Annotated in this window: 22 protein-coding genes; 14 read left to right on the top strand and 8 right to left on the bottom strand. The window is 74.9% G+C overall.

Annotated features, from left to right (window positions below):
• Positions 1 to 68 precede the first annotated feature (68 nt).
• The 3 genes from FHX71_RS10470 to FHX71_RS10460 all read left to right on the top strand — a co-directional run bounded on the left by FHX71_RS10470 (position 69) and on the right by FHX71_RS10460 (position 2,686).
• The gene (locus tag FHX71_RS10470; RefSeq protein ID WP_182615996.1) at positions 69 to 887 is read left to right on the top strand and encodes a glucose 1-dehydrogenase; all 819 of its coding nucleotides are present in this window, start codon (positions 69 to 71) and stop codon (positions 885 to 887) included.
• A complete protein-coding gene (locus FHX71_RS10465) occupies positions 887 to 1,300 on the top strand; it encodes a nitroreductase/quinone reductase family protein (RefSeq protein WP_182615994.1) in 414 nt (137 codons plus the stop codon). The genes FHX71_RS10470 and FHX71_RS10465 overlap by 1 nt, the downstream gene beginning before the upstream one ends.
• A 141-nt stretch (positions 1,301 to 1,441) precedes the next feature.
• A complete protein-coding gene (locus FHX71_RS10460; RefSeq protein WP_220489622.1) occupies positions 1,442 to 2,686 on the top strand; it encodes a glycosyltransferase in 1,245 nt (414 codons plus the stop codon).
• Between the two features lie 63 nt (positions 2,687 to 2,749).
• Here the strand turns inward: FHX71_RS10460 and FHX71_RS28810 are convergent, their stop codons facing one another.
• Positions 2,750 to 3,280, bottom strand: a complete 531-nt coding sequence (locus FHX71_RS28810; protein WP_220489620.1) for a hypothetical protein — start codon at positions 3,278 to 3,280, stop codon at positions 2,750 to 2,752.
• Positions 3,281 to 4,237: 957 nt separating this feature from the next.
• Between FHX71_RS28810 and FHX71_RS28805 the strand changes: the two genes are divergently transcribed.
• Entirely contained in the window at positions 4,238 to 5,947 is a 1,710-nt protein-coding gene (locus FHX71_RS28805; protein WP_220489618.1) for a hypothetical protein, read from the top strand.
• Between the two features lie 1,040 nt (positions 5,948 to 6,987).
• On the top strand, positions 6,988 to 8,409 hold the full coding sequence (locus FHX71_RS28800) for a glutamate-rich protein 5 (protein WP_220489616.1): 1,422 nt from the start codon (positions 6,988 to 6,990) through the stop codon (positions 8,407 to 8,409).
• On the opposite strand, the gene FHX71_RS10445 is transcribed toward FHX71_RS28800, so the two are convergent.
• Positions 8,406 to 8,936 (bottom strand): hypothetical protein, encoded by a 531-nt coding sequence (locus FHX71_RS10445; RefSeq protein WP_182615990.1) that lies wholly within the window; start codon positions 8,934 to 8,936, stop codon positions 8,406 to 8,408. The two genes, FHX71_RS28800 and FHX71_RS10445, sit on opposite strands and share 4 nt — an antisense overlap.
• Before the next feature lie 283 nt (positions 8,937 to 9,219).
• On the opposite strand from FHX71_RS10445, the gene FHX71_RS10440 reads away from it, so the two are divergent.
• The 4 genes from FHX71_RS10440 to FHX71_RS10425 all read left to right on the top strand — a co-directional run bounded on the left by FHX71_RS10440 (position 9,220) and on the right by FHX71_RS10425 (position 13,039).
• The gene (locus FHX71_RS10440) at positions 9,220 to 10,446 is read left to right on the top strand and encodes a YibE/F family protein (RefSeq protein WP_246402497.1); all 1,227 of its coding nucleotides are present in this window, start codon (positions 9,220 to 9,222) and stop codon (positions 10,444 to 10,446) included.
• A 63-nt stretch (positions 10,447 to 10,509) separates the two neighbouring features.
• Positions 10,510 to 11,406, top strand: a complete 897-nt coding sequence (locus tag FHX71_RS10435; protein ID WP_182615988.1) for an NADP-dependent oxidoreductase — start codon at positions 10,510 to 10,512, stop codon at positions 11,404 to 11,406.
• A gap of 56 nt (positions 11,407 to 11,462) precedes the next feature.
• The gene (locus tag FHX71_RS10430; protein ID WP_246402495.1) at positions 11,463 to 12,146 is read left to right on the top strand and encodes a TetR/AcrR family transcriptional regulator; all 684 of its coding nucleotides are present in this window, start codon (positions 11,463 to 11,465) and stop codon (positions 12,144 to 12,146) included.
• Complete coding sequence (locus FHX71_RS10425; RefSeq protein ID WP_182615986.1) at positions 12,143 to 13,039, top strand: alpha/beta fold hydrolase; 897 nt, start codon at positions 12,143 to 12,145, stop codon at positions 13,037 to 13,039. Before FHX71_RS10430 ends, FHX71_RS10425 begins: the two co-directional genes overlap by 4 nt.
• 191 nt (positions 13,040 to 13,230) lie before the next feature.
• On the opposite strand, the gene FHX71_RS10420 is transcribed toward FHX71_RS10425, so the two are convergent.
• Positions 13,231 to 14,073, bottom strand: a complete 843-nt coding sequence (locus FHX71_RS10420) for a TetR/AcrR family transcriptional regulator (protein ID WP_182615984.1) — start codon at positions 14,071 to 14,073, stop codon at positions 13,231 to 13,233.
• 237 nt (positions 14,074 to 14,310) lie between these two features.
• On the opposite strand from FHX71_RS10420, the gene FHX71_RS10415 reads away from it, so the two are divergent.
• Entirely contained in the window at positions 14,311 to 15,183 is an 873-nt protein-coding gene (locus FHX71_RS10415) for an SDR family NAD(P)-dependent oxidoreductase (protein ID WP_182615982.1), read from the top strand.
• A gap of 48 nt (positions 15,184 to 15,231) precedes the next feature.
• Here the strand turns inward: FHX71_RS10415 and FHX71_RS10410 are convergent, their stop codons facing one another.
• From FHX71_RS10410 to FHX71_RS10400, 3 genes are all read right to left on the bottom strand, one after another.
• Entirely contained in the window at positions 15,232 to 15,654 is a 423-nt protein-coding gene (locus FHX71_RS10410; protein WP_182615980.1) for a hypothetical protein, read from the bottom strand.
• Positions 15,655 to 15,734: 80 nt separating this feature from the next.
• The gene (locus FHX71_RS10405) at positions 15,735 to 16,838 is read right to left on the bottom strand and encodes a LacI family DNA-binding transcriptional regulator (RefSeq protein WP_182615978.1); all 1,104 of its coding nucleotides are present in this window, start codon (positions 16,836 to 16,838) and stop codon (positions 15,735 to 15,737) included.
• A 282-nt stretch (positions 16,839 to 17,120) separates the two neighbouring features.
• A complete protein-coding gene (locus tag FHX71_RS10400) occupies positions 17,121 to 18,137 on the bottom strand; it encodes an MBL fold metallo-hydrolase (RefSeq protein ID WP_246402494.1) in 1,017 nt (338 codons plus the stop codon).
• Positions 18,138 to 18,233: 96 nt separating this feature from the next.
• Between FHX71_RS10400 and FHX71_RS10395 the strand changes: the two genes are divergently transcribed.
• Positions 18,234 to 19,211 (top strand): LysR family transcriptional regulator, encoded by a 978-nt coding sequence (locus tag FHX71_RS10395; protein ID WP_182615976.1) that lies wholly within the window; start codon positions 18,234 to 18,236, stop codon positions 19,209 to 19,211.
• Complete coding sequence (locus FHX71_RS10390; RefSeq protein WP_246402493.1) at positions 19,208 to 20,233, top strand: serine hydrolase; 1,026 nt, start codon at positions 19,208 to 19,210, stop codon at positions 20,231 to 20,233. Before FHX71_RS10395 ends, FHX71_RS10390 begins: the two co-directional genes overlap by 4 nt.
• 85 nt (positions 20,234 to 20,318) lie before the next feature.
• Here FHX71_RS10390 and FHX71_RS10385 read toward each other — a convergent pair whose 3' ends face one another.
• The gene (locus FHX71_RS10385; protein WP_246402491.1) at positions 20,319 to 21,398 is read right to left on the bottom strand and encodes an FUSC family protein; all 1,080 of its coding nucleotides are present in this window, start codon (positions 21,396 to 21,398) and stop codon (positions 20,319 to 20,321) included.
• A 100-nt stretch (positions 21,399 to 21,498) separates the two neighbouring features.
• Between FHX71_RS10385 and FHX71_RS10380 the strand changes: the two genes are divergently transcribed.
• The gene (locus FHX71_RS10380) at positions 21,499 to 21,966 is read left to right on the top strand and encodes a hypothetical protein (protein ID WP_182615974.1); all 468 of its coding nucleotides are present in this window, start codon (positions 21,499 to 21,501) and stop codon (positions 21,964 to 21,966) included.
• A gap of 21 nt (positions 21,967 to 21,987) precedes the next feature.
• Here the strand turns inward: FHX71_RS10380 and FHX71_RS10375 are convergent, their stop codons facing one another.
• On the bottom strand, positions 21,988 to 22,866 hold the full coding sequence (locus FHX71_RS10375; protein WP_182615972.1) for an alpha/beta fold hydrolase: 879 nt from the start codon (positions 22,864 to 22,866) through the stop codon (positions 21,988 to 21,990).
• A gap of 131 nt (positions 22,867 to 22,997) precedes the next feature.
• Here FHX71_RS10375 and FHX71_RS10370 point away from each other — a divergent pair, with 131 nt between their 5' ends.
• The gene (locus FHX71_RS10370) at positions 22,998 to 23,201 is read left to right on the top strand and encodes a hypothetical protein (protein ID WP_182615971.1); all 204 of its coding nucleotides are present in this window, start codon (positions 22,998 to 23,000) and stop codon (positions 23,199 to 23,201) included.
• Positions 23,202 to 23,255: the final 54 nt, after the last annotated feature.

The following is a 23,255-nucleotide window of genomic DNA, read 5'->3' as shown; positions in this document are numbered from 1 at the left end:
CTCACCTCTCGGACCGTGCCTACCCTCAAGGTGAGTCATCCGACTCACAACCAGGGAGAGGCCCCACAGTGCAGCGATTCGAGAACAAGACCGTCATCGTCACCGGCGCCGGGGGAGGCATGGGCGTGAGCCATGTCCGCGCCTACCACGCCGAGGGCGCCGACGTGGTGATCGCCGACCGCGACACCGAGCGGGGCGCGGCGCTCGCCGCCGAGCTGGGGGAGCGGGCCCTGCACGTGGCGCTCGACATCACCAGCGAGGAGCAGTGGGCGGCGGCCGTCGCCGCGACCGAGGAGCGGTTTGGCCCCGTCTCGGTGCTGGTGAACAACGCGGGCATGCAGCAGGCCGCGGCGCCCATCGAGCACATGGACGCCGACGCGTTCCGGCGCACGCTGGACGTCAACGTGACCGGCCAGTTCCTGGGCATCCGCGCGGTGACGCCGTCCATGCGGCGCGGCGGCGGGGGCGCCGTCGTCAACATCTCCTCGACCATGGGCAACGTCGGCACGGCGTACTACGCGGCCTACACGGCCAGCAAGTGGGCGGTCCGGGGCCTGACCAAGTCCGCGGCGCTGGAGCTGGGCCGCGATGGCATCCGGGTCAACTCGGTGCACCCCGGCGTCGTCTCCACGCCGTTCATCAACGCGCCGGTCGCCGCGGGGGAGCGCCCGATCGCGGACTTCTACTCGCCCGCGCCGTTCGCCGTGCCGCGGCTGGGGGAGCCGGTCGAGCTGTCGCAGCTCGTGCTCTTCCTGACGTCGGCGGACGCGGCGTTCGCCACCGGCTCGGAGTTCGTGCTCGACGGCGGCCTGCTGCTCGGGCCAGCCTTGCAGTACGAGACGTCGTCCGACAGCGAGGGCGCGCGGCGCGAGAGCGAGGCCGCCTGATGGACGACGCCGTCCGGCGCGCCGTCGAGATCACCCCGGCCGCCACGACCCGGCAGCGGATCGTCGACGTCACCACGACGGGGCGACGCACCGGCCTGCCCCGGCGGATCGAGATCTTCTTCTACCACGTGGCCGGCCGCACCTACCTGTGCAGCGGCACGGTCGACCGGCCGAGCTGGTACGTGAACCTGGTCGCCGAGCCCGCCCTGACGTTCCACCTCAAGAACGGGGTGCGCGCCGACCTGCGGGCCACCGCCCGGCCCGTCACCGAGGAGCCGGAACGGCGCGCCGTCCTGGCCGAGATCGTGGCCGACCTCAACCAGCCCGCGAACCCGGGGCACCTGGCCCAGCCGGTGGACCTGGAGGACTGGGTGCGCCGGTGCCGCCTGGTCGAGCTGACCTTCCTGGACTGACCTTCCTGGACTGACGGGCCGCGCACGTCGTCGGGCCTCCAGATGCGACCCGGGCCGTTCTCCCTTAGGAAGGAGCGTGCGCAGACCGGGCGGCGAGCCGTTCCGGAGGCGCCGTCGACGCGCACAGGGGGTCGCGAACAGGTGAGGGTTTCCGTCTTCACGCCGAGTCATGCACCGGCGTACCTCGACGACTGCTTCCGGAGCGTCGTCGGCCAGACGTACCAGGACTGGGAGTGGATCGTCCTGCTCAACGGCGACGCGCAGTGGGAACCGCCGCGCCCGGACCCGCGCATCCGGGTCCTGCGCGGCGAGACCACCGGGCACGTCGGCGCGGCCAAACGGGAGGCGTGCGCACTCGCGGCCGGCGAGATCCTCGTCGAGCTCGACCACGACGACGTCCTGGCCCCCACCTGCCTCGCCGAGGTCGTCGCCGCGTTCGACGAGCACCGCGAGGCGGTGCTCGTGTACTCCGACTTCGCGCAGATCAACGCCGACGGCTCGCCCAACTTCGACACCTTCAACCCCGCGATGGGCTGGGAGTACGCCCCCGCGAACGTCAACCAGATGCTCGTCAACCGCTGCCGGGCGCTCGCGCCCAGCCCGCACAACGTCGGCTACATCTGGTACGCGCCCAACCACGTGCGCGCCTTCCGGCGGACGGCGTACGACCGGGTCGGCGGGTACGACGCCGGGCTCGAGGTGCTCGACGACCAGGACCTGATGATGCGCCTCTACCAGGCCGGCGCGTTCCACCACATCGACGCCTGCCTGTACCTGCAGCGCATCCACGACCAGAACACGCAGCGCGACGGGCGGATCAACAAGCTGATCCAGCACGAGACCGTCGACCGCTACCACCGCGGCATCGCGGCGCTCGCGGTCGCCTCGGCGAAGCGGGCGGGCCTCGCGTCGATCGACCTGCACACGGCCCAGTGGGCCGCCCGGACGCTCGTCCCCGGCGCCGACGACCTCGCGATCGACGCCGACGACCTGGTGCTGCCGTACGGGGACGGCGAGGTGGGCGTGATCGCCGCGACCGAGCTGCTGCAGCGGATCCCGGACCGGCTCGCCTTCTTCGCGGAGTGCCACCGCGTGCTCGCGCACGGGGGCCTGGTCCTGACGACGACGCCGAGCACCGACGGGCGCGGCGCCTTCCAGGACCCGACGCACGTGGCCTGGTGGAACGAGAACAGCTTCTGGTACCTCACCCAGGCGGTCCTGCGGGACCGGGCGTTCCCGGGCAGCTCGCACCTGCGGTTCCAGGTCAGCGGGCTGCGCACGTACTTCCCGACCGACTTCGACCGCGCCCACAAGATCCCCTACGTGGGGGCCAACCTGATGGCGGTCAAGGACGGCCCGCGGCAGGGCGGTCCGCTGCTCTGCTGAGCCGCTCTTCGTTCGGCGTCGGGCCGGGGGCTGGGCCGCAAGCCTGGCGCGGAGGCGCCAGGCTCAGCGCGTGACCTGCTGGACGTTGACGGCGCCGACGAAGCCGGTGAGGTTCGTGGTGCCGTGGGTGACGTTGCGGTTGCCGTTGAAGAGCTGGAGCGTGCCGCCCGTGGTCGAGATGGTGATGGTGTTGGAGACGTAGCCGTCCTGGTTCGACAGGGTCGACGTCGTCGACCTGATCCGGGACCCCGGGACCTCGGTGCCGCCGAGGACGAGGTAGGCCGAGACGATCTCGGTGTAGGCGTTCAGGAGGTCGCCGACGGCGTCCGCGGACCACGAGTACGTGACCACGTAGGTGCCCGCCGGGAGCGTGATCGCGCCGCCGTTGAGGACCACGCCGGTGCCGTAGGTGGCGCCGGTCGTGGTCAGGGGGATGACGGTGTTCGCGTTCTGCGCCGCCGTCGACGACGTGTAGAAGTACCCGCCGTTCGCCGGAGCGGCGGCGCCCTGTGAGCCCTGCGGGCCCGCGGCACCCTGGGGTCCGGCGGCCCCTTGCGGCCCGACGGCGCCCTGTGGGCCGGCCGGACCCTGCACGCCGGCGGCACCCTGTGCACCGGCCGTACCCGCCGCGCCCTGGACGCCGGCCGTGCCCTGCGCGCCGGTCGCGCCCTGGTTTCCTGCCGCGCCCTGGGGGCCCTGCGGACCAGCGGGACCCTGAGGACCCGCCGGGCCCTGTGCGCCTGGGGTGCCCTGGGGTCCGGAGGGGCCCTGAACGCCGGTGGCGCCCTGGGTTCCGGTGGCGCCCTGTGCGCCCGGAGTCCCCTGGGGTCCGACCGCGCCCTGGGCGCCCGTGGCGCCCTGCGTGCCGGTCGTGCCCTGCGGTCCGGTGGGGCCCTGGGCCCCGGTCGCGCCCTGTGCTCCCGGGGTTCCCTGGGCTCCTTGAGCGCCCTGGGTTCCGGGTGTTCCGGGTGTGCCCTGCGGTCCGGTGGCGCCCTGTGCGCCGGCCGGCCCCTGCGTTCCCGCAGGACCTTGGGTGCCAGGTGTGCCCGTTGCTCCTTGGGGTCCTGCGGGTCCCTGGGTGCCGGGTGTCCCGGCTGCGCCTTGGGGACCGGCGGGACCCTGCGCGCCGGACGCGCCCTGCGTGCCCGCAGCGCCCTGGGGGCCGGTGTCGCCTTGGGCGCCCTGCGTGCCCGTTGCGCCTTGGGGGCCTGCGGGCCCGGCTTCGCCCTGTGCTCCGTTGGGGCCGTCGGCTCCCTGGGGGCCGGTGTCGCCTTGTGCGCCGGTCGCGCCTTGCGCGCCGTCGGACCCGTCCGCTCCTTGCGGTCCTGTCGCGCCCTGTGCTCCGTCGGCGCCGTCTGCGCCTTGGGGGCCGGTGTCGCCCTGTGGGCCCTGAGGTCCGGCGACGCCCTGTACGCCCTGGGGTCCCTCGGCTCCCTGGGCGCCGGTCGCACCCTGGGGCCCGGTAGCGCCGTCAGCGCCGTCGGTTCCGTCCGCGCCTTGTGCGCCGGTGTCGCCTTGCGCCCCCTGGGCGCCTGTATCGCCTTGGGGGCCTTGGGCTCCGTCAGCTCCGTCTGCGCCCTGTGCACCGTCGTCGCCCTGGGGTCCGGCCGCTCCCTGGGCGCCGTCAGCGCCGTCTGTTCCGTCTGCGCCCTGTGCGCCCTGCGCGCCCGTGTCGCCCTGGGGTCCTTGAGGTCCGGCGACGCCCTGTACGCCCTGGGGTCCGTCGGCTCCTTGGGGGCCCGCCGAGCCTTGCGCACCGTCGGCACCGTCGGTTCCGTCCGCTCCCTGCGCGCCGTCGGCTCCCTGGGCGCCGGTGTCGCCCTGGGGACCGGTCGCTCCCTGGGCTCCGTCCGCGCCTTCGGCTCCTTGTGCGCCCTGCGAGCCGGTGTCGCCTTGGGGGCCTTGGGCTCCGTCTGCCCCGTCGGTACCGTCTGCGCCTTGTGCTCCGTCGGCTCCTTGCGGACCGGTCTCTCCCGGGGTGCCGTCAGCACCGTCGGCTCCCTGTGCTCCGGTGTCGCCCTGGGGGCCCTGAGGTCCGGCGATGCCTTGCACACCCTGGGGTCCCTCGGCTCCTTGGGGGCCGGCCGGGCCTTGGGCGCCGTCGGCCCCGTCGGTTCCGTCGGTTCCGTCGGTTCCGTCCGCTCCCTGCGCACCCTGAGCGCCGTCCGCACCCTGGGGTCCGTCCGCGCCGTCGGCTCCTTGTGCCCCCTGCGCGCCGGTGTCGCCCTGGGGGCCTTGGGCTCCGTCGACCCCGTCGGTTCCGTCTGCGCCTTGTGCTCCGTCGGCTCCTTGCGGGCCGGTCGCTCCCTGGGCGCCGTCAGCCCCATCGGTTCCGTCCGCACCTTGTGTGCCCTGTGCTCCGGTGTCGCCCTGGGGGCCCTGAGGTCCGGCGATGCCTTGCACGCCCTGGGGTCCCTCGGCTCCCTGGGGGCCCGCCGGGCCCTGCGCGCCGTCAGCCCCATCGGTTCCGTCCGCGCCCTGGGCGCCCTGCGCGCCGTCGTCGCCCTGCGGACCGGTCGCACCCTGGGCGCCGTCGGCACCATCCGTTCCGTCAGCGCCTTGTGCACCCTGTGCGCCGTCTCCGCCTTGCGGACCGGTGTCGCCCTGTGGTCCTTGGGGTCCGGCTACGCCCTGCACGCCCTGAGGGCCTTCGGCACCCTGAGCGCCTTGGGCTCCGTCAGCTCCGTCATCTCCGTCGGTTCCGTCCGCTCCCTGAGCACCGGTGGCGCCGTCGTCGCCTTGCGGGCCGGTCGCGCCCTGCGCCCCGTCAGCTCCGTCTACGCCCTGTGCTCCCGTGTCGCCCTGGGGCCCTTGGGGCCCGGCAACACCCTGTACGCCCTGGGGCCCTTCGGCACCCTGGGGTCCTGTGGCGCCCTGGGCGCCGTCTGCCCCATTTGCTCCCTGGGCGCCCTGCGCTCCGTCGTTCCCGTCTGCGCCCTGGGCACCTTGCGTTCCGTCGGCACCTTGCGGTCCGGTCGAGCCCTGTGCTCCGTCGGCGCCCTGCGCACCCGTGTCGCCCTGGGGCCCGGCAGGACCCTGCACGCCCTGGGGGCCTTCGGCTCCCTGTGCGCCCTGGGCGCCGTCGTTCCCACCGTTCCCGTCCGCGCCCTGGGGGCCTTGTACGCCGTCCGCACCCTGTGCGCCATCGGCTCCTTGCGCGCCCGTGTCGCCCTGGGGCCCAGCCTCGCCCTGGGCGCCCTGCGGTCCGGCGGGTCCCTGCGGACCGTGCCCTGCGCGCCATCTGCGCCAGCGGCTCCTTGAGGTCCGTCCGCGCCCTGCGCGCCGTCGCCTCCCTGGGCGCCCTGCGCGCCGTCGGTTCCGTCCGCTCCCTGTGCGCCCTGGGGCCCCTCAGCGCCTTGCGCGCCGTCGGCGCCCTGCGGACCGGTCGCGCCCTGGGCTCCGTCGGTTCCGTCCGAACCGCCAGCGCCTTGCGCTCCCTGTGCTCCGTCGGCTCCCTGAGGGCCGGTGTCACCTTGGGGTCCCTGTGGTCCGGCGGGGCCCTGTACACCTTCGGGGCCCTCTGCGCCTGCGGCGCCCTGCGGGCCGGTGGGTCCCTGTGCTCCCTGTGCCCCGTCGGCTCCGTCCGTTCCATCGGCTCCGTCGGCGCCGTCTGCTCCTTGCGCGCCCGTCGCGCCCTGTGCGCCGTCAGCTCCAGCTGCTCCTTGCGGTCCGTCCGCCCCCTGCGCGCCGTCGGCCCCCTGCGCACCTTGCGCGCCGTCGTTACCTTCTGCGCCTTGCGCACCGTCGGCGCCCTGTGGGCCGGTCGCGCCCTGGGCTCCGTCGGCTCCGTCGGCTCCGTCGGTACCGTCCGAACCGTCAGCACCTTGTGCGCCGTCAGCACCTTGTGCGCCGTCAGCACCTTGTGCGCCGTCAGCGCCCTGAGGCCCGGTGTCACCTTGGGGTCCCTGTGGTCCGGCGGGGCCTTGCGCACCTTCGGGGCCCTCTGCGCCTGAGGTGCCCTGCGGGCCGGTGGGTCCCTGCGCGCCCTGAGCCCCGTCGGCTCCGTCCGTTCCATCGGCACCGTCAGCGCCGTCGGCACCCTGCGGACCGTCGGCTCCTTGTGCGCCGTCGGCTCCTTGTGCGCCGTCGGCTCCCTGCGCGCCGTCGTCTCCGTCGGCACCTTGCGCTCCTTGGGCACCGGCTTCTCCTGCGGGTCCGGTGTCGCCTTGCGGCCCCTGGGGCCCAGCCGGACCCTGCGGGCCGTCGGCCCCGGCCTCACCCTGTGATCCGGCGGGTCCCTGCGGGCCGTCGGCTCCCTGGGCACCTTGCGCGCCGTCGGTACCGTCTGCGCCCTGCGCACCTTGGGCACCATCTGTTCCGTCAGCGCCCTGGGCTCCCTGAGCGCCATCGGCACCCTGTGCTCCCTGGGCGCCGTCCGATCCCTGCGGTCCGGTCGCGCCTGGTGCTCCGTCGGTTCCGTCTTCGCCGTCTGCGCCCTGCGGACCTTGCGGTCCCGCAGGTCCTTGTACCCCTTCGGGCCCCTGGTCGCCCTGGGATCCGGCAGGGCCTTGCGGGCCGACGGCGCCCGGGGCACCGGCGGCGCCCTGCGCTCCCTGAGCCCCGTCGGCGCCATCCGCGCCCTGCGCCCCATCCGCACCGGCTGCACCTTGCGAGCCTTGGGGACCGGCGGGCCCCTGCGGTCCGTCAGCGCCCTGAGTGCCGTCCGCACCATCGGCGCCGTCGGTTCCGTCCGCGCCCTGTGCTCCCGTGGCACCCTGTGGTCCGTCGGCGCCGTCCGCGCCTTGCGCCCCTTGAGGGCCGTCGGCTCCGTCAACGCCGTCAGCGCCCTGTGCTCCCGTGGCACCCTGCGGTCCATCGGCACCGTCGCTGCCATCGGCGCCGTCCGCGCCTTGTGCACCTTGAGCTCCGTCGGCCCCGTCAACGCCATCGGAGCCCTGCGCGCCTTGGGGGCCGGCGGGTCCCTGGGGACCTGTCGCGCCCTGAGGCCCGTCACTGCCATCGGCACCGTCCGCGCCGTCGGCTCCCTGCGGACCCTGGGGTCCGGCTGGTCCCTGCGCGCCGTCGGCGCCCTGGGCGCCCGTTGCTCCCTGGGGGCCGTCGGCGCCGTCCGCACCTTGTGCACCGTCTGCGCCGTCCGCACCCTGGGCGCCGTCGGCGCCTTGCGCGCCCGTCGCTCCCTGAGGCCCGTCGCTGCCGTCCGCGCCCTGCGCTCCCTGAACCCCGTCCGCGCCATCGGCGCCCTGTGCCCCGTCCGCGCCCTGGGCGCCCGGCGCGCCGTCAGCTCCAGCCGGCCCCTGGGGACCGATCAGGCCCTGCGGCCCCGGGGGGCCCTGCGCCCCGTCAACACCGTCCGCCCCGTCAACCCCATCCGAGCCGTCGACACCATCGGCACCGTCGGCACCGTCAACCCCCGGATCACCGTCCGCCCCGCGAGCGCCGTTCTCTCCCTGGGGCCCGGCGGACCCAGGGTCCCCGGAGTCGCCCTTGGGCCCGGGCGGTCCGCCCGGGCCCAAGCCTCCTCGTGCGCCGTCGGCGCCCTGCGGGCCGACGGGTCCTGTGCGTCCGATCTCCCCGGGCGGGCCGGCGGTGTCGTCGACCTCGCCGAAGGCCGGGCCGCGCACGCCCGGCGGCTGCCGGCCCTCCCAGGGGTTGTCGGGGCCGTTCGCGGCGTCGGCGGCGAAGCGGCCGCCGGCCAGGAAGAGCACCGCGGTCGCGCCCACCGTCAGGGTGGTGCGGCCGGCTCTTCGGTACCAGGTCATTAGGCCTCTCCGCCGACGAGCCCGATGGAACCGTCGTCGGTCAGCTTCTTCGACTCACCCTTCTTCGGGGAGAAGACCTCGACCTGGAAGGCCGCGTTCTGGAACGAGAAGTAGGTCGAGAGCGGGCGGTCGTCGAACACGGTGATCACCGCACCGCTCTTGCTGCTCTCGACGGTCGCGATCTCCTTGTCGGCGGTCTTCAGGCCCTCGTATCCGCTGATTGCCTCATAGGTGGCAACGGTGAGGTATTTGTCGGAGTCGCCGGCTTCCGCGTCGGTCGGAAGATAACGGACGAATGTGCCGCTCGTGGCCGTGAGGGTGAGCTCGATCTTCGTGTCCGGAATCTCGCCCGCCCAGTACAGGGGGGAATGGGTCGCGGAGAACTCTTCGAGGGTGTCCGCCGACACGACGGTGGGCACGCCGACCTCGATTCGTTCGGCGGCGGCGGCGCTGGCCGAGGCCTCCGCGGCGTTGTCCGCCTGGGCTCCGCGGATCGACCAGCTTCCGACGGCGACGACCGCGAGCAGCACGAGGGCGGCCAGGGCTCCGAGTGTGACCTTCACTGGTGTACGCAAGGAATGACCGCCCTGAGGTATGGATTCGACGAGATTTCATCCCATGCCACACCAGGAAGAAGACTGTCGCAATTCGGCCTCAGGCGTTATGCGGGTTCTGTCATGATCTGACGGCTATGAAGTTATTACACGGACATCTTTGCGGACCGGAAAGCGCCCACACGACCGCGCGGGCGGCTCACGGAAAGAACTTTTCGCTCGCCGTGCCCGCAGGGCGCTGGTGAGCCAGGATGTCCGCATGGCGCACGCTTCCTCGCACGGATCGGCGGGCCCTGCCGCGCCGAAGACCACGTTCTTCCTGGTCATGATCCTGGTCTCGGCGCTTCTCGCCACGCTGGCCGGGCTGTGGCTCCTGTGGCCCGACGGCGGGGACGTGCCCGACCGGGTGCCGAACCGGGCGGAGGGCACGTCGTTCGTCGACGTCACGATCTCCGGTCCCGCGGACCCGGCCACCGGCAGCATCCCGGTCGAGCTGGACGACGGCGGGGCCTCCCGGATGCAGTCGCCCGGCCCGTCGGTGCCGCTCGCCGAGGGTGACCGCATCACCGCCGTCGACATCTCCCAGGTGGCGCAGCCCGGCGTCGACCCCCTGGTGTTCATGGACTTCCAGCGCGAGCTGCCGATCGCGCTGCTCGCGGTCGCCTACGCGCTGGTGGTGATCCTCGTCGCGCGCTGGCGCGGGCTGGCGGCCATGGCGGGGCTCGGGCTCGCCTTCGTCGTGCTCCTGGGGTTCACGATGCCCGCGCTGCTCGCGGGGCAGAATGCGTTCGGCGTGGCGCTGGTGACGTCGTCCCTGATCATGTTCGTCACGCTGTACCTGGCGCACGGGCTGTCGGCCCGTACGTCGACGGCGCTGCTGGGCACGCTCGTGGGCCTGGCACTGACGGCGGGGATCGCCGCCTGGGCGTCGGGCGCCGCGCAGATCACCGGCACCACCGACGAGGCCTCCGCCTTCCTGCCGTCCAGCGCGCCCGCCGCGGACCTGCGCGGGATCGCGCTGTGCGGCATCGTCCTGGCCGGCCTGGGCGTGCTGAACGACGTGACGATCACGCAGGCCTCGGCGGTGTGGGAGCTGCGCGCCGTCGCGCCGACGGCGACCCGCGCCGAGCTGTTCACCAGCGCCATGCGGATCGGCCGCGACCACATCGCCTCGACCGTCTACACGATCGCCTTCGCCTACGTGGGCGCCGCACTACCGCTGCTCATGATCGTCTGGCTCGTGGACCAGTCGCCGCTCACGGCCCTGACCTCGGGCGAGATCGCCGAAGAGGTGGTGCGCACGCTCGTCGGCTCCATCGGGCTGGTGCTCGCCATCCCGGTCACCACCGCGATCGCCACCCTCGCGGTCCCGGGGCCGACGACGGAGCACGCCGACGGAGCCGGTCTTGAGCCGTCGTCGGACCCGGAGCTGATGGCGCCGGTCTCCGAGGCGTGGGCCGCGCAGGCCCGGGCGACGGAGTCCTGAGCAGCCGGGTCCTGAACGAGCGCGTCCGGAGCGGCAGACTGTCCTTGACGGAAAGGACGCACGATGCGCGCAGTGGTGTACGACCAGTTCGGCGGACCCGAGGTGCTGCACCTCGGTCAAGTCCCGGAGCCGGAGGCCGGCCCCGGCCGGATCCGGGTGCGGGTCGAGGCGGTGGGCCTGAACGCCTTCGACGGCAAGGTCCGCTCGGGGGCCATGGAGTCCGTGTTCCGCACGCGGCTGCCCGGGTCGCCCGGGCTGGAGGTGGCGGGCGTCGTCGACCAGGTGGGGGCGGACGTCGTCGGCGTCGCGCCGGGCGACCGCGTCACGGGATGGACCAGCCGAGGCGCCGCGGACTTCGCGACCCTGAGACGGTGGGCCCCGGTGCCCGACGGGCTCGCCCCGACGCAGGCGGCGGCGCTGCCCGTGGTGGGGGAGGCGGCCCGGCGGGCGCTGCGCCTCCTTGGCCCGCAGCCGGGGGAGACCCTGCTGGTGCACGGGGCCAGCGGCGGTATCGGCGGGCTGGTGACCCAGCTCGCCGTCGCGGCGGGCGTGCGGGTGGTCGGTACCGCCTCACCGGCCAACCAGGAGCGGGTCGCGGCGTACGGGGCGACGCCGACGGCGTACGGCGACGGGCTCGTCGACCGCGTGCGCTCCCTCGTGCCGGCCGTCGACGCCGTGCTCGACACGACCGGCGCCGGCGTGCTCCCCGACAGCATCGAGCTGCGCGGCGGCACCGACCGGGTGCTCACCCTCGCCGACGACGCGGCGCACGACCTGGGCGTGGAGTTCTCGGAGGAGGCCTCGCCGTCGGCCGCGGACCTCGCCGAGCTGCTCGGGCTCGTCGCCCGGGGCGAGGTCGTGGTCCCGGTCGCGCACGTGCTGCCCCTGGCGGAGGCGGCGCGGGGGCAGGCGATGGTCGACGGCGGGCACTCCGGCGGCAAGGTCGTGCTCGTGTCCTGATGCACGCACCTCCGTAGTGACCCATGCGGTAGTTTGGGTCACTACGGAGGTGCGACATGCCCAGACCGACCATCCCGGACCGCCGGGGCACGCTGCTCGACGTCGCCGAACGGCTCGTGCTCGATCGCGGCTTCGACGCGATGTCCGTGCAGTCCGTGGCCGACGCCGCGGGCGTGAGCAAGGGCGGCGTCTACCGCGAGTTCGCGGGCAAGCACGAGCTGCTCGACGCCGTCCTGCAGCGCTCGACCGCCCGCCTCGGCGACCGCGTGGACGCCCTCACGGCGCACCTGCCGCGCCCCGTCCCGCTCAGCGCCCTGTACCGGGCGGGCGTCGAGGCGCTGCTGGACGACCCGCTGATGTCCGCGGCGATGCTCGACGACCGCGCCGTGCTCGGCGAGCACGTGCGCGCTGTCGGCCCGGAGCGGTACCGCGCCCGGTTCCGGTGGATCACGGGGCACATCGAGGAGCTGCGGGCGTCCGGGCACGTCAGGGCCGACGTCGACCCCGAGGCGGTCTCGCTCGCGCTGTCGAGCGTGACGATCGGTCTGCTCTCGGCGTCGGCGCTGATCGGGCCGCTGACGCCGGAGCAGCTCCGGGCCGCGCTCGGGGTGGTCGCGGACCTGGTGCGGGTCGGGATCGACGCCGGCGCTTCGGGCGGCGCGGGCGATTCCGGCGTCGGCCCCGATGCCGAGGCGAGCCGTGCCGCTTCTCGAGCCCACGACGACCAGGAGGCGCCATGACCACGACCACCACCTTCGACGAGGTGCGGGACCTGACCGTGGCCGGCGGCCCGGTCCGCCTCTACAGCAGCGGACGCCCCGACGCGCCGCCCGTCCTTCTGCTGCACGGCGCGATGCTCGACACCGCGGAGCTCGACTGGATGCACGTCGCTCCCGTCCTCGCCGAACACTTCCGGGTGCTGGCGATCGACCTGCCCCGCCACGGCGGCAGCAGGCCCTGGCCGGGTCGCGTGGACCAGGCGCTGCTCCAGCGGGTCGTGATCGGGCTGCTCGACGAGCTCGGCATCCGGCAGGCGGCGCTCGTCGGGCTCTCCATGGGCGGCGGCGTCTCGATCGGCACCGCGCTCGACCACCCCGACCGGATCACCGCCGCCGTGCTGCTGGCGCCCGGCGGGCTCGGCGCGCGGCGTCCGGCGCAGTTCCTGACCTGGCTGTTCACCCGCACGCCCGGTGCGCTCCGTGCGACCACCACGTGGCTGGCCCGGTCGTCGAGCGCCGTCCGCCGCTCGTTCGTCGACAACCTGCAGTACGGCGCCGACACCCCGGGCCTCGAGCGCGCGATCGAGATCGCGCGGCAGGAGGCCGACCAGAAGCACCGGCACCGCGAGCCCGGGCTCGACGACTGGCAGGCGCTCGCGTTCGGGCCGTTCGCGATGCGCACCGACTTTCTCCCGGCCCTGCACCGGATGTCGGTGCCGACGCTGTGGGTGCGCGGCTCCGAGGACCCGCTGGTGCTCCAGCCCGACCTCGACGCCGCGGTCGCGGCAGCCCCCGGCGCGCGGACGGCGGTGCTGCCGGGAGCAGGGCACCTGTCGACGCTCGACCAGCCGGACGAGGTCGCGACGCTGGTCCGGGAGTTCCTGACGACGCACGCGGAGACGGCGGGGGCGTGAACTTTGGCCGGCGCTCGACGGGTCCGGTGCTGACTGTGGGGCGATGACTGGCCGCGGGCAAGGTGCGCTTCTACCCAGCGATTGCGCCCGAAAACACCGTGCGTGGCGGGCCAATTCCCTGTTAGAAGCGCACTTGACCGACCGACCGACCGACCGGCTGGCCCGACGCCGGATCGGCTGACAGCCGGGGCTCAGCGGGCGGACTCGCGGACCAGGCTCTCGATCTCCGCGGTGAGCAGGGCGGCGCCGTCCAGGCCCATGGTGCCGAACCCGCCGACCAGCTCCAGCGACACCAGCCCGTGCACGCGGTACCAGGTGGACAGCGCCAGCCGGAGGGCGTCCGGCGCGGTCTCCGGTGGTGCACCCAGCGACTGCCCCCATCGCAGCAGGTCGGCGTCGAGCCCCGGTTCGACGATCGCCTCGTTTTCGTCTGCCGGAGCGGCTCCGCGGGACGTACCGCCCCCGGTCGTCGCAGCACCTCTGGCCGGTGCGGCGGCTTCGTCGGCACTGCTGTCGACCCGGCCCGCGTCGTCCCGGCTCGCGCCGCCCCCGCCGTCCGGCACCAGCTCCTGGAGTGCCGTGACCAGGGCGAGCATGCTGTGGCGGATCGGGCCGACGTCCGCCAGCGGGTCCACCGCCTCGCGGCGGCTGCCGGTGAACAGCATCACGTAGCGCCGGGGATAGTCCACGGCCCAGCGGCGCCACGCGTGGGCGATCACGGCCACCCGGTCCGGGGCGGGCCGGTCGGACGCCGCCTCCGCCGCGGCCTCGACGGCGGCGCCGAGGTCCGTGTACGCGGCCAGGACCAGGGCGTCCAGCAGCGCGTCCCGGGACGGGAAGTAGTGGTACAGCGCGGGCGGCGTCATGCCCATCGCCTTGCTGACCTGCGCGATCGACAAGCCGTGCGCCCCGCCGCCGTCGACCAGGTCCAGGGCCCGCTCCACGATCTCGTCGACCGTCCGCCGCCGCAGGCGCTCGCGGCGGGTCAGGGACCGCGCCGGTGCGGGCCGGGTGTCGACGTCGTCCACGGGCATGCCGCGAGCCTAGTGCCCGCGCGGCGTGCCCGGCCCGGGCGTCCTTGACTCGCACGACGCCCCCAGCCGACAGTCGTGCCGACAGGCCTGCCTGACGTTCCCGAGCAACGGTCCCACCCGACAGGCCGCCCGACAGCCCCACCCGACAGCCCCGCGCAACGGAATCGCCCCCACGCACCCGCCCACCGGCCCCACCCGCGGCGACACGCGACCCGCCCGCCTGGCACGATGACGCCCATGGCGGCTGACACCCTGCGCACCCCGGAACCGTCCGCGACGACCGCGCCGTCCCCGCCGAGCGCACCGACGGCCCGGACCTGGTTCGTCACCGGCGCGAGCCGCGGGCTCGGGCGCGCGATCGCGGTCGCCGCCCTGGAGCGCGGCGATCGCGTGGCGGCGACCGCGCGGGACCTCGCCGCCCTCGACGACCTCGTGGCCGCGCACGGCGGCGCCGTCGTGCCGCTGCGCCTCGACGTGACCGACCCCGACCAGGTCAGGGCCGCGGTCCAGGAGGCAACCCAGGCGCTGGGCCGCCTCGACGTCGTGGTGAACAACGCGGGCTACGGCCTGTTCGGCACCGTTGAGGAGATCACGCCCGCCCAGCTACAGGCGCAGCTCGACGTCAACTTGTTCGGCGTGCTGCACGTGACCCAGGCGGCGCTGCCCGTGCTGCGCGCCCAGGGCTCCGGGCACATCGTGCAGGTCTCCAGCTCCAGCGGCGTCGCGGCCTGGCCGGGGCTCGGCGGCTACAGCGCGTCGAAGTGGGCGCTCGAAGGCCTGTCGGAGTCGCTCGCCCAGGAGGTGGCGGGGTTCGGCGTGCACGTGACGCTCGTCGAGCCCGGCCCCGTGGACACCGCGTGGCGCGACGAGTCGGCGGTGCGCGCCGCGCAGCTCCCCGCGTACGACGCGCTGCGCGCCGCGGCGTGGCACCCGCCGGGCTCGTCGTCGCCGGCGGACGTCGCCCGCGTGGTCCTCGCCGTCGTCGACGCCGACGAGCCGCCCCTGCGCATCCTGGTCGGCGACCTCGCCGCCGACGCCGTGCTGCCGATCACCGAGGAGCGCGTCGCCGGGTGGCGACGCTGGGAGGCATTGGGCCGCTCGGCGGGCTGAGGGCTCGGCCGGGTTCGCCGTCCGACGGCGCCGGACGCGCCCGGCTGCTCAGTGCCCGCGCCACCCCGGCAGCAGCCGGTTCAGGACGTCGGCCAGCGGCATGGACTCGCCGTCCTTGCCGCCCGCGCCCAGCGTGAGCGGCGGACGGCGCGCCTCGGGGCGGATGCCGCGCACGCGGTCGAGCAGGCCGATCGGCGCGGTGAGGACGTAGAAGTCGCCGTCGGTGCTGACCCCCGCGGTGCGGTCGACGCGCAGGTACCAGCCTTTCAGCCCGGTGCGCGCCGTCCCGCGCCCGCCGTAGCCCTGGACCACGAGGTCCTCGGCGGCGAGACCGGCGGCGTCCGCGGCGGCCACGAAGTCGCGCAGCATCGCCTCGGCGCGGGTGTGCTCGGCGTCCTGCCGGGCGGCGAGCCGCTCGCCCTGGACCCGGACCGCCTCGGCCCGCTGCCGGGACCACTCGTCGTCACGCATGCGGGCAGTCTCGCACCCTTCGGCGGGTGCGCCCGCACCGTTCCGCGCCCGCATCTCCGGCCTCGGCCCGACGGCGGACCTCAGCGCGGGCTGCCCACCGTCTCGCCGTCGACCGGGGTGCAGGGGACGAGGAGCTGCCGCACGCTGCCGCCGTCGTCGGCCAGGAGGTCGAGCAGGAGGTGGACGGCGGCGCGGCCCAGCGCCTCGCGCGGCAGGGCGAAGCGGGTCCAGTCCCGGGTGGAGATGGGCAGCCCCGCGGAGCCGTCGGCCGAGCGAGGCGGGGAGGGGTCGCCGAGCACGGCGACGGAGAGGTCCTCGGGGATGCGCATCCCGGCCCCCGTGGCGGCCTGCTCCAGGACGGCGACTGTCCGGTCGTTCTCGCCCGGGTCCACCAGGACGGCGGTGACGTCGCGGGCGCGCCAGGCGTCCAGCAGCGTCGTGAGCGGCCCGGTCAGCACCTCGCCGACCCCGTCGACCCGTGGAGCGGAGCCGACCGGCAGGACGTGCACCTCCTGCTCCGGCAGCCCGGCGTCGGCCACGCCCGCGCGGAAGCCCGCCTCACGGTCGCGGGTGGGCTCCTGGTCGTCGTCGGGCCGCAGGTAGGCCAGACGGCGGTGCCCGAGACCGGTCAGCCGGCGGACCAGGGCGCACGTCGCGTCCACGTAGTCCGGGGCCACCCAGGAGAGCTCCACGCCGGGCAGCTCGCGCCGTCCGACGAACACGAAGGGGTAGTCGTCTCCGACCAGCTCGGCGATGTCCGCCCGGTCGACCTGCCGGCCGAGCAGCACGCAGCCGTCGGCGACCTTGAGCCGGTTGATCCCGTCGGAGGTGAAGCGGCGCGGGCCGGGGCTGACGGAGCTGAACAGCAGCAGGTCGTACCCGAGCTCGGCGGTGGCCCGCTCGACGCCGAGCAGGAACGGGTAGTAGAAGTCGCGCTGGTCGGTGGGGAACACGGACTCGAACGTGTAGAGGCCGAGCATCCGGTTGCGGCCGCCCTTGAGGCTGCGCGCCGCGGTGTTGACCGTGTAGCCGAGCCGCGCGGCCGCGTCGAGCACCGCCGCGCGGGTGTGCTCGGCGACCTGTTCGCTGCCGTGGCCGCCGCTGATCACCAGAGATACCGTCGCCTGTGAGACGCCCGCTGCTCGCGCGATGTCCACCTGAGTCGCACGTCGTCGTGGGCTCATCGTCGGGCTCCTCCGGTTTTCTGCAGGGGATGCAACGAACGGCCTCTAATGCGCATTAAAAACCGGCAACGGATACGGTATTGATTTATTTGCTCGCCCGTCAAGCAATCTCGATCAGCGTCCCCGAAGTTCACCCCGCAGCGGACCGAATCATCCTCGACGCGCCGCCGACCGCGTGATCTTACGTCCGCGGCGGGCGTTCGCCGAGGCAGTCCGTGATGAGAGATCACGGGGAGCATCCGCGCCGGGCCGCCCGGCCCGCACCGGGCGGCCCGAACGGCGTCAGAGGAGGTCGAGCGGCACGCCGTAGCGCGGCACCACCACCTCGGTGCGCGGCGAGATCCGGCGGATCCGCGCGGTCAGGTCGTCCATCCTGCGCCGCGTCTCCTCGCCGGCCTGCGGCGGGTTGGCCAGCGGCGACTCGAAGTCGTCCCAGTGCACCAGCACGACCTGCCGGGGCTGCTCCAGCGCCGTCAGCAGGCGGCCCGCGAAGTCGGCGGTGGTGTCCGTACTGGGCACGGGCAGCGCGACCGTGTCCACGCGCAGGCCGCGCAGCGCCTGGTCGTCGTAGTCGCTGCCTCCGAGGAGCAGCACGGACCGGCCACCCGGCGAGCGCAGCAGGTACGACAGGGTGTCGCCCTCCGGCAGGTCCGCGATCGTGCGGGGCCGGCGCGGCGCTTGCGTGTGCACGCCGGGGAACAGGAGCGCGCCCGACGCCGTCCGGCTGTGCAGCGACGGCACCACCCGCAGCACCAGGTCGCCGAGGTGCATCTCCTCGCCGCCGCGCACCACTGCGAGCTGCCCCTGCGGCACGCCCATGGCCCGGGCGAGGTGGTAGCCGGTCAGGGTCGTGAACACCATGGCGCCGCGCGTGCGGGCGAGGTGCGGCACGTCGGAGAAGTGGTCCCAGTGGGTGTGGGTCACCAGGATCGAGTCGACGGCGCCGTCCGCGGTCCCGGGGGCGCCGAGGGCCTGGTCGAGCGCCGCGGCGTCGACCCGCAGCCTCGTCGTCGCGTCGAACGCGCCCTTGGCCAGGCCGGTGTCGAAGCGGGTGACGTACGGGTCGAGGAGAACGGTGGTGGTGGGCGTATGGATCTTCCAGCCCGAGGTGCCCAGCCAGGAGAACGTGGCGAAGCCGGTCGGGGGCGTGGGTGTTGCGGGGGTCGCGGCTGTCGCGGGGGTCGCGCCCAGCGCCCGCGCGCCGGTCACGCCGCCGAGCACGCCCAGGGCCGCGGTCCCCGCGCCGGTCATGAGGGTGCGGCGGCTCAGGCCCCGCCTCGATGTCGTGGGTGTCGTCATGCGGCACACCTTCGCGACCGGGCTGCGCGAGAGTCAAAGAGTCTTACCGACGCGCTCCGAGTCGTTCTTGATATGACCCCTCGGTAGGCTCCGCGCGTGGACCTCCTGAAGCACCTGGGCTTCTTCCGGGCCGTCGCGGACGCCCGGCACTTCGGCAACGCCGCCGCCGACCTCGGCATGACCCAGCCGCCCCTGTCGCAGGGCATCCGCCGCCTCGAACGCCGCCTCGGCGTGCGACTCTTCGACCGCGACGCCCGCGGCGTCCGCATCACGGCCGCCGGCCAGCAGCTCCTGCCCGCCGCCCGCGACCTGCTCGACGCCGCCGACGACCTCGTCACCGCCGCCCGCGACCTCGCCCTGCCCGAGCAGGTACGGCTCGGCCTCGCCGCCGACCTCGAGGACGGCATACCCGGCATGCTCCGGGCGCTCGCGGCCGACGGCGCCCCAGTCGCGCCGACCGTCGCCGGGAGCGTCGAGGTCGTGGACCTGCTCCGCGACGGGTTGCTCGACGTCGGGCTCGTGCGGCACCCGGGCGTGCTCGACGGTCTGACGGCGGGGCCGGTGCTCGTGGTGCCGACGCGGGTGGTGGTGCCGGAGGTGGTGGCGGGTCGTGCGGGGCCGGCGAGGGGTGCGGCGTCGAGCGGGGGAGCGGCGCTTGCCGCTGGACCGAGGACGGCGGGCGGGACCGGGCTGCCCGCCGTGACGCTGCCCGTGGCCGTGCCGCCCCGGCACCACCAGCCGCCCGCGCACGACCAGCTCGTCGACGCCCTGCGCCGGGCCGGACACGGCGGCGCGGTCGTGGAAGCCCGGGACGCGGCGCAGCGCCGGGCGCTGGTCGCGGCGGGTGTCGCCGCGGGTCTGGTGCCTGTGCCCTCGCGGGCCGCCGGACCTGCTTCGGCGCCGGATGCCGATCCGGCGCCGTCGGCGGACGCCGGGGAGCCCGGGTACCTCGGAATGCCCGGCCCGCCGCTGCGCCTGCGCGTCGCCCTCCCGCACTCCGCGCAGCGTCGCCCCGAGGTGGACCACGACGGCGTCGCCGCGGCGATCCAGTCGTACTTCGGAACGGTCGCATGACGGCCGCGGACGACGTCGGCCCTGGTCCCGCCGTCGACCAGACCCCCGACCTCGCCGTCAACCGCACCGCCGAATCTGCCGCCGGCCTCACCGTTGACCCCGCCGTCGGCCCCAGCGCCGAACGCCCCGCCGCGGACCCCGCCGTCGTCGCGACGTTGCGCGGGATCGCGCGCGACGCGGGCGTCACCGCGCGCGTCCACGCGACCCGCCTGACCGGCCCGCCCGGGACCGTCGCCGTCGACGACACCGAGCCGGTCGCCGTCGCGTCGCTCTACAAGCTGCCGCTCGCACTGGTCTGGGCCGACTTCGTCGCGGCGGGCGACCTCTCCGCGGACCAGCCCGTCCGGCTCCCCGCGCACACCCGCATGCCGGGCCCGACGGGCGTCGCGATGCTGCTGGACGACGTCCTGCTCACGGCGCGCGACGTCGTCCGGCTGATGCTGGCCGTGTCCGACAACGCGTGCGGCGACGCGCTCCTGGCGCTCGTCGGCCGGGAGCGCGTGCACGAGCGGCTGGCCGGGCTCGGCCTGCCCGAGACCCTGGTGCGGCAGGGTTCGGCCGACGAGACGCGCGCCGTCATGCGCGACACCGGGACCGACAGCTGGGCCGCCGCCCAGCGCTCGCTCGCCGACCCTGACCGCGCCGCCGGCACCACCCAGTACGACCCGGCCTTCGCGAGTGCCGCGACCGCCGGGCAGCTCGGCCGTGTGCTGCGTCTCCTGTGGTCACGCCCGGGCCCCGCGCACGAGCTGGTCCGCGACGCGCTGGCGAACCAGGCGTGGCGGCACCGGGTGGGGAGCGGGTTCCCGCACGACGACGTCGTGCTGCTCGGCAAGACCGGCACCCTCGGGCGGCTGCGGCACGAGGCCGCGGTGGTGCGGTTCCCGCACGAGCACCTCGTGGGCGTCGTCGTGCTGACGCGGGCGGCCCGGCCGGAGCGGCACCTGCCCGGCGTCGACGCCGCGATCGGGGAGCTGGCCCGGGTCGCCGTCGGCCCGCTGCGCCTCCCGGACGACGCCTGACCGCCGTCTGCCTCTTCTCCTTCGAGACCTAAGTTTCTTCGCTTTCAGCCGGTTCAAAGAGGAGAAACTTAGGTCTCGAAGGGGATCAGCCCGCCGCGTCCTGGCGGCCCTCGTGGGTCAGGAGCGTGATCGCCACCGCGACGGCGACACCGATGAGCGTGTCCAGGGCCCGGTCGGCGACGAGGCCGGACACAGGCACGGGGTTCGCGAGGTGCGTCATCGACAGGGCGAGCGGCGTGATGAACAGCATCGCGACGGCGTAGTTGCGGCCCACGTACAGCTCGGCCCCGGCCTGCAGCAGCGCCGCGACCGCGATGACGACCAGCGGCGGCGGCCCCGCCGTGAGCAGCGCCCAAGCGATGACCACGCCGACGAGGGTGCCCGCCAGCCGCTGGGCGGCGCGCATCAGCGCACCGGACGCGTCGGGCGCCGACATCGGCACGACGGCGGCCACCATCGCCCAGTACGGGTGCCCGACGGCGATCGCGATCGCGCCCGCGACGGCGACCCCGACCGCGTACCGCACGAGGTAGTGCGACCACGTCCACTCCGGCCCGGTGCCTGCAGCCGACGTCGGGCCCGACGTCGGGCCAGGTGTGACGGCAACGCCGGACGCCTCGACCGGAACCGGCCCACCCGGCTCCAACCGCGCGAACGCGACCGTCAGCGCGAGCGCGAACACGACGGCGGCGACCGCGACGGCCAGCGCGACCGGCACCTGGCCCGGACCGGACGGCACGGACGAGCAGGCGCCCAGCGCGAACACGGGGAACAGCGGCCCCGGCGGGTGCCAGCGCAGCCGGTGCGAGAGCACCGCCACGCCGGTGGCCCAGAGCGCCGCGACCGGCACCACGAGCCAGCCGGTACCCGGGACGGCGGAGGCCAGGACGGCGATCAGGGTGCCGACCAGCACCGACGCGACCAGCGCGGCGCCCGCCTGGACCTGCTGGGTCAGGCGCGGCCGCAGCGGCACGGTGCGGCCGAACAGGCTGGTGAACGCCCCGAAGGTCGCGTACAGAGACCACTCCAGGTGCCCGGTCGCCCACAGCACGAGCATCGGCACGGCCACGGACGCGGCGGCCCGCAGCGCCACGGGCAGCTCCCCGCCGTACGGCCCCACGTGCAACATCCGGCGCAGGTGGGGGAGCAGGGGGCGCGAACTCATGACCTTTGCATCTTCCCACGCGGCCCGGTGGGGATAACCCACCCCCAGGACGGAGGACAGCCGGTTGGTCCGGCCGCCGTCGTCTGACCAGGATGGACGCATGACCGAAACCGCACCGCACACGTTGCTCACAGGCCGGTCGCTCCGGACGGCCGCGGCGGGCGCCTTCGCCCTCGCCGTCCTGGCGGGTATCGCCGAGGCCGTCGTCGCGGTCACCTCGCTCCTCGCCCAGCCGGGGGCCGACGACGGCCTCCTGCCGCAGGTCCTGCTGCGCGGCCTGGTCTTCGCCGTCGCGCTGACCTGCGCCTGGTACCTGGCCCGCGGTCGCAGGTGGGCGTGGTGGGCCCTGCTGCTCGGCCTCGGCGTCGTCGGGCTGGCCTCGATGCTGCTGCCCATGGCCGCCGCCCTGGCCGACGGCGCCTCCTGGTCCACCGCGTTCGAGGGCGACGTCTCGCCGCTGTTCCCGGTGGTCCGGGCGCTGCACATCCTGTTCGTGCTGGCGGGCGTGACCCTGATGCTGCACCCGGCGGTCCGCGGGAGCCTGTCGTCGGGCGCCCGGGACCGCTAGCGGCCGCTGCCGCCCGCCCGGCTACCGCCGCAGGAAGTCGGTGACCACCGCGAGGAACTCGTCCGGCGCCTCGTCGTGCACCATGTGGCCCACCCGGATCTCGACGAGCTTCCCGCGGGCGACTCCGGCGGTGAAGTCGGCGAGCTCGGCCTGGTCCACGTTGCTCGACGGCCCGCCCGCGACGACGAGCACCGGCGCGGTGATCCGCAGGGCGTCGTCCCACCAGGCCGGGTCCGGGTCGCTGCGCTGCGCGCGCAGGGCGTTGACCAGCGGCCAGTCGAACGGCACGGGGTGGTCGGGCTCGTCGAACGGCTCGAACCGGGGGCCGCCCGGACGGGTCGGGGTGGCGTCCTCGAGCACGAGCCGGGTCACGGGGCCGGGGGCGCTCGCGGCGGTGCTGGTTTCGGCGCCGGCGTCGGTCGTGTTGAGCGCCGTCGTGACCAGGGCCGCCGTCACGGCGCCCATCGAGTGCCCGACGACGGCGAGGCCGCTCACGTCTGTCACGCCCAGCGCCGCGCAGAACGCGAGCGTGTCGGCCGTCATCAGCTCGTAGGAGTACTGCCCGGGCCGGTCGCTGTCGCCGTGCCCGCGGGCGTCCGGGGCCAGCGCGCGGTAGCCGAGGGCGGCGAGGTCGCCCAGCAGCGGGTCCCAGGACAGGGAGCTCTCGCCGAGGGCGTGCAGCAGGAGCAGCACCGGGGCGGCGGGGTCGCCCGCCTCGCGGTAGGCGAGGCGCAGGGACGCGGCGTCGGGGTCCTGGCCGGGTGCGGACTCTTCGGTCCGGCCGGTCTGCGGCTGGCCGACGTCGGGCTGGACTACCCCGGGCTCGGCGGCGCGCGCGTGTCGCCGGGGCGCGTGCTTGACGTCGACGTACCGGACCGGATGCTGCGCTGCGGTGGTCATCCGCGCAAGTATGCCGAGTCCGGGACGGGCCGTTGACCAGCGGGAACAACACGGCACGAAAATCCGCTGACCGCGTAGCGCCCTGGCCGGTACGGTCGGGCGTCGCTGAGCACCGGACGGAGGTGAGACGAGTGAGCAGCACCAGGAAGAACCGCGCGCGGTACCGGCACGCGCTCCCGGCGGAGGCTGTGCGTGAGCGCGCCGAACATGCCCGGTCGGGTGCGGCCGGCGTGCACGCCGACCAGCAGGCCCGCGCCTACCGCACCGGAGCCACGAACCGCGTGGGCTCCCGCTCGGCCCGCGTCCGAGCGGCGATCCGCGCCGAGGAGCGCTGACCCGCAGCTCCGGGGCCACACCGGGCCCACACCGGGAGGCGCCAAACGGGGGTC

Origin of the sequence: Promicromonospora sukumoe, assembly GCF_014137995.1 — a bacterium.
In the GTDB taxonomy this organism is placed as follows: domain Bacteria; phylum Actinomycetota; class Actinomycetes; order Actinomycetales; family Cellulomonadaceae; genus Promicromonospora; species Promicromonospora sukumoe.
Note: the sequence above shows the minus strand (reverse complement) of the source record. Positions and strands in the feature narration are given on the sequence as shown.